We start from the raw sequence: 5810 nt of genomic DNA, 5'->3' as shown, positions 1-5810 counted from the left end.
AGCGAAAAAAGATTTCGACACGGTGTTGACGGAATCGAAATTCGCTGTAAGATAGTCGGCTCCCTCGGGCACTTTGGTGCAGCGGGGTGAGACGGGAAAGGCGCTGAGGCCGGCCCCGAAGATCTTTGACAGTGTGCGCAGGTAACTTGTGCGGACGTCTGGCTGGTGGATGGTTGTCCATTGAGCAGATGTTCGTACCAAGCAACGATGATTCAAAAGCATGCAAATGCAAGCGAGTAATTGGTGCCTGGAACGAGCTTTGCACTCAAAAAATTTGGATCTTCGGATCCATGCAATTTTAAGTGAAGAGTTTGATCCTGGCTCAGAGTGAACGCTGGCGGCAGGCCTAACACATGCAAGTCGAACGGCAGCACAGCAGTAGCAATACTGTGGGTGGCGAGTGGCGGACGGGTGAGGAATGCATCGGAATCTGCCTATTTGTGGGGGATAACGTAGGGAAACTTACGCTAATACCGCATACGTCCTACGGGAGAAAGTGGGGGACCTTCGGGCCTCACGCAGATAGATGAGCCGATGCCGGATTAGCTAGTTGGCGGGGTAAAGGCCCACCAAGGCGACGATCCGTAGCTGGTCTGAGAGGATGATCAGCCACACTGGAACTGAGACACGGTCCAGACTCCTACGGGAGGCAGCAGTGGGGAATATTGGACAATGGGCGCAAGCCTGATCCAGCCATGCCGCGTGTGTGAAGAAGGCCTTCGGGTTGTAAAGCACTTTTGTCCGGAAAGAAAAGCTTCGGGTTAATAACCCGGAGTTATGACGGTACCGGAAGAATAAGCACCGGCTAACTTCGTGCCAGCAGCCGCGGTAATACGAAGGGTGCAAGCGTTACTCGGAATTACTGGGCGTAAAGCGTGCGTAGGTGGTTTGTTAAGTCTGATGTGAAAGCCCTGGGCTCAACCTGGGAACTGCATTGGAAACTGGCTGACTAGAGTGCGGTAGAGGGGTGTGGAATTCCCGGTGTAGCAGTGAAATGCGTAGATATCGGGAGGAACATCTGTGGCGAAGGCGACACCCTGGACCAGCACTGACACTGAGGCACGAAAGCGTGGGGAGCAAACAGGATTAGATACCCTGGTAGTCCACGCCCTAAACGATGCGAACTGGATGTTGGGGGCAACTTGGCCCTCAGTATCGAAGCTAACGCGTTAAGTTCGCCGCCTGGGAAGTACGGTCGCAAGACTGAAACTCAAAGGAATTGACGGGGGCCCGCACAAGCGGTGGAGTATGTGGTTTAATTCGATGCAACGCGAAGAACCTTACCTGGCCTTGACATGCACGGAACTTTCCAGAGATGGATGGGTGCCTTCGGGAACCGTGACACAGGTGCTGCATGGCTGTCGTCAGCTCGTGTCGTGAGATGTTGGGTTAAGTCCCGCAACGAGCGCAACCCTTGTCCTTAGTTGCCAGCACGTAATGGTGGGAACTCTAAGGAGACCGCCGGTGACAAACCGGAGGAAGGTGGGGATGACGTCAAGTCATCATGGCCCTTACGGCCAGGGCTACACACGTACTACAATGGTAGGGACAGAGGGCTGCAAACCCGCGAGGGCGAGCCAATCCCAGAAACCCTATCTCAGTCCGGATTGGAGTCTGCAACTCGACTCCATGAAGTCGGAATCGCTAGTAATCGCAGATCAGCATTGCTGCGGTGAATACGTTCCCGGGCCTTGTACACACCGCCCGTCACACCATGGGAGTTTGTTGCACCAGAAGCAGGTAGCTTAACCTTCGGGAGGGCGCTTGCCACGGTGTGGCCGATGACTGGGGTGAAGTCGTAACAAGGTAGCCGTATCGGAAGGTGCGGCTGGATCACCTCCTTTAGAGACTAAAGACAGCAAATTGCTGGTCGGACGTCCGCACAAGTAACCTGCATTCAGAGTTCCGGGTCGCCCAATGGGGTGGCTGCGGGAGCGTCCCCGGATCCCTCCAGGGAATTCGATGGGGCTTTAGCTCAGCTGGGAGAGCACCTGCTTTGCAAGCAGGGGGTCGTCGGTTCGATCCCGACAAGCTCCACCACCTTGGGCGAAGACCCTTGCCTGGCAGTTGTGCCGGCGGGAAACACTTTGGGTCTGTAGCTCAGGTGGTTAGAGCGCACCCCTGATAAGGGTGAGGCCGGTGGTTCGAGTCCTCCCAGACCCACCACCACTTAGTGGCTTGCTACCGAACGAAACTCTGATTGCGCACACATCAAATATTGAAGCAGTTGGGCGTTGAGGCCCATTTGCGTTCTTTGAAAATTGGGAATTGTAGCGAGCGTTTTGAGACGAATGTTGTCCATGACGTGTCGTGAGGCTAAGGCGAGTGTCTTCGGACACTTTATTAATTGAGTCGTTATATTCCAGACCGGGCGTTGTACCCCCGGTCCGAATGTAGCTCCAAGGCAACTTGGGGTTATATGGTCAAGCGAATAAGCGCACACGGTGGATGCCTTGGCGGTCAGAGGCGATGAAGGACGTGGCAGCCTGCGAAAAGTGCGGGGGAGCTGGCAACAAGCATTGATCCCGCAATGTCCGAATGGGGAAACCCACCTCGCAAGAGGTATCGTGCAGTGAATACATAGCTGTACGAGGCAAACCCGGAGAACTGAAATATCTAAGTACCCGGAGGAAAAGAAATCAACCGAGATTCCCTGAGTAGTGACGAGCGAACGGGGACCAGCCCTTAAGTTGATTGAGTTCTAGCAAAACAACCTGGAAAGGTTGGCCATAGACGGTGACAGCCCGGTATGCGAAAGAGCTCTTCCAATGAAATCGAGTAAGGCGGGGCACGAGAAACCCTGTCTGAACATGGGGGGACCATCCTCCAAGGCTAAATACTCCTGACCGACCGATAGTGAACCAGTACCGTGAGGGAAAGGCGAAAAGAACCCTGGTGAAGGGAGTGAAATAGACCCTGAAACCGTGTGCGTACAAGCAGTCGGAGCCCGCAAGGGTGACGGCGTACCTTTTGTATAATGGGTCAGCGACTTACTGTTCGTGGCGAGCTTAACCGTATAGGGGAGGCGAAGGGAAACCGAGTCTGATAAGGGCGCATAGTCGCGGGCAGTAGACCCGAAACCGGGTGATCTAGTCATGCCCAGGGTGAAGGTTGAGTAACATCAACTGGAGGCCCGAACCCACTCCCGTTGCAAAGGTAGGGGATGAGGTGTGATTAGGAGTGAAAAGCTAATCGAACCCGGAGATAGCTGGTTCTCCTCGAAAGCTATTTAGGTAGCGCCTCCTATGAATCTTCCTGGGGGTAGAGCACTGTTATGGCTAGGGGGTCATTGCGACTTACCAAACCATGGCAAACTCCGAATACCAGGACAGAATGTAGGGGAGACACACGGCGGGTGCTAACGTCCGTCGTGAAAAGGGAAACAACCCAGACCCACAGCTAAGGTCCCAAATTCATCGCTAAGTGGAAAACGATGTGGAAAGGCACAGACAGCCAGGAGGTTGGCTTAGAAGCAGCCACCCTTTAAAGAAAGCGTAATAGCTCACTGGTCGAGTCGGTCTGCGCGGAAGATTTAACGGGGCTAAGCGATGAACCGAAGCTTGGGGTGCATAACTTTGTTATGCGCGGTAGAGGAGCGTTCCGTAAGCCGTTGAAGGTGGATTGAGAAGTCCGCTGGAGGTATCGGAAGTGCGAATGCTGACATGAGTAACGATAATGCGGGTGAAAAGCCCGCACGCCGAAAGCCCAAGGTTTCCTTGCGCAACGTTAATCGACGCAGGGTGAGTCGGCCCCTAAGGCGAGGCAGAAATGCGTAGTCGATGGGAAGCTGGTTAATATTCCAGCACCTCGCGTAAGTGCGATGGAGGGACGGAGAAGGTTAGGTTGGCCGGGCGTTGGTTGTCCCGGTGAGAGAGTTGAGGCGGTTCCCTTTGGCAAATCCGGGGGAGCAACGTTGAGACTAAGGACCAGCCCATCAGGGCGAAGCAACCGATATCACGCTTCCAGGAAAAGCTCCTAAGCTTCAGCTTACGCAGACCGTACCGTAAACCGACACAGGTGGGCAGGATGAGAATTCTAAGGCGCTTGAGAGAACTCGGGTGAAGGAACTAGGCAAAATAGCACCGTAACTTCGGGAGAAGGTGCGCCCTTTCTGGTGAATAGCTGGGAGGGGCCGCAGTGACCAGGCCGCTGCGACTGTTTATCAAAAACACAGCACTCTGCAAACACGAAAGTGGACGTATAGGGTGTGACGCCTGCCCGGTGCCGGAAGGTTAATTGATGGGGTCAGCCGCAAGGCGAAGCTCTTGATCGAAGCCCCGGTAAACGGCGGCCGTAACTATAACGGTCCTAAGGTAGCGAAATTCCTTGTCGGGTAAGTTCCGACCTGCACGAATGGCGTAACGACAGCGGCGCTGTCTCCACCCGAGACTCAGTGAAATTGAAATCGCTGTGAAGATGCAGCGTTCCCGCGGCAAGACGGAAAGACCCCGTGAACCTTTACTATAGCTTTACACTGAACGTTGAGTTCTTCTGTGTAGGATAGGTGGGAGGCTATGAAACGCAGGCGCTAGCTTGCGTGGAGCCAACCTTGAAATACCACCCTGAAGTGCTTGACGTTCTAACCTAGGTCCGTAATCCGGATCGGGGACCGTGTATGGTGGGTAGTTTGACTGGGGCGGTCTCCTCCCAAAGTGTAACGGAGGAGCACGAAGGTACGCTCAGCGCGGTCGGACATCGCGCACTGTGTGCAAAGGCATAAGCGTGCTTGACTGCAAGATCGACGGATCAAGCAGGTACGAAAGTAGGTCTTAGTGATCCGGTGGTTCTGTATGGAAGGGCCATCGCTCAACGGATAAAAGGTACTCCGGGGATAACAGGCTGATACCGCCCAAGAGTTCATATCGACGGCGGTGTTTGGCACCTCGATGTCGGCTCATCACATCCTGGGGCTGTAGTCGGTCCCAAGGGTATGGCTGTTCGCCATTTAAAGTGGTACGCGAGCTGGGTTCAGAACGTCGTGAGACAGTTCGGTCCCTATCTGTCGTGGGCGTTGGAGATTTGAGAGGGGCTGCTCCTAGTACGAGAGGACCGGAGTGGACGAACCTCTGGTGTTCCGGTTGTCACGCCAGTGGCACTGCCGGGTAGCTATGTTCGGAAGCGATAACCGCTGAAAGCATCTAAGCGGGAAGCGCGCCTCAAGATGAGATCTCCCGGGACTTCAAGTCCCCTAAAGGAACCATCAAGACCAGGTGGTTGATAGGCAGGGTGTGTAAGTGCAGCAATGCATTGAGCTAACCTGTACTAATGATCCGTGTGGCTTGACCATATAACCTCAAGTTGCTTTGGCCTCCGATACGTCGGACACCATTCGCCATAAACTTGCTACAATTCCCGACCCTTTCGCCGACACGGAATCCATCCCGTGAAAGCAACCCAACGAGAGCGTGTGCGCGACTCAATCCACCGAGACTCAATTCATCGAGACCGCGACCCTCCACCCTCTCCCTGGTGATAATAGCTGTGTGGTCCCACCCGATCCCTTTCCGAACTCGGAAGTGAAACGCACATGCGCCGATGGTAGTGTGGCCTAAGCCATGCAAGAGTAGGTCATCGCCAGGGGCTTTACCCCGAAACCCCCAGCCCGAAAGGCTGGGGGTTTCTTTTTGCGCGTGCGTAGGAGCGAGCTTGCTCGCGACCTTGCGTGTCGCCCCTGGAAACGTTCGATCGCGAGCAAGCTCGCTCCTACAGAATGTCCAGCGATGCGGGGTTATCTGGCGAGATATGCCGCCCCTGCCCTCATCCGCCTGCCGGCACCTTCTCCCGCTCGCGGGAGAAGGGTGGCTCCGGTG

Annotated in this window: 2 tRNA genes and 3 rRNA genes; all 5 read left to right on the top strand. The window is 54.9% G+C overall.

The window, feature by feature from the left end:
• Positions 1–299 precede the first annotated feature (299 nt).
• A 16S ribosomal RNA gene (locus AC3A3X_RS17765) occupies positions 300–1844 on the top strand.
• Positions 1845–1964: 120 nt separating this feature from the next.
• Positions 1965–2040, top strand: a tRNA-Ala gene (locus AC3A3X_RS17760).
• A 49-nt stretch (positions 2041–2089) separates the two neighbouring features.
• A tRNA-Ile gene (locus AC3A3X_RS17755) sits at positions 2090–2166 on the top strand.
• Positions 2167–2421: 255 nt separating this feature from the next.
• Positions 2422–5287: ribosomal RNA gene (locus tag AC3A3X_RS17750) — 23S ribosomal RNA — on the top strand.
• A gap of 178 nt (positions 5288–5465) precedes the next feature.
• Positions 5466–5580, top strand: a 5S ribosomal RNA gene (gene rrf / locus AC3A3X_RS17745).
• Together the 16S, 23S and 5S rRNA genes with 2 tRNA genes alongside form the textbook arrangement of a ribosomal RNA operon.
• Positions 5581–5810 lie beyond the last annotated feature (230 nt).

The organism is Lysobacter sp. Soil_N_23 (assembly GCF_057656135.1).
This window is presented reverse-complemented; position numbering and strand designations above follow the sequence as displayed.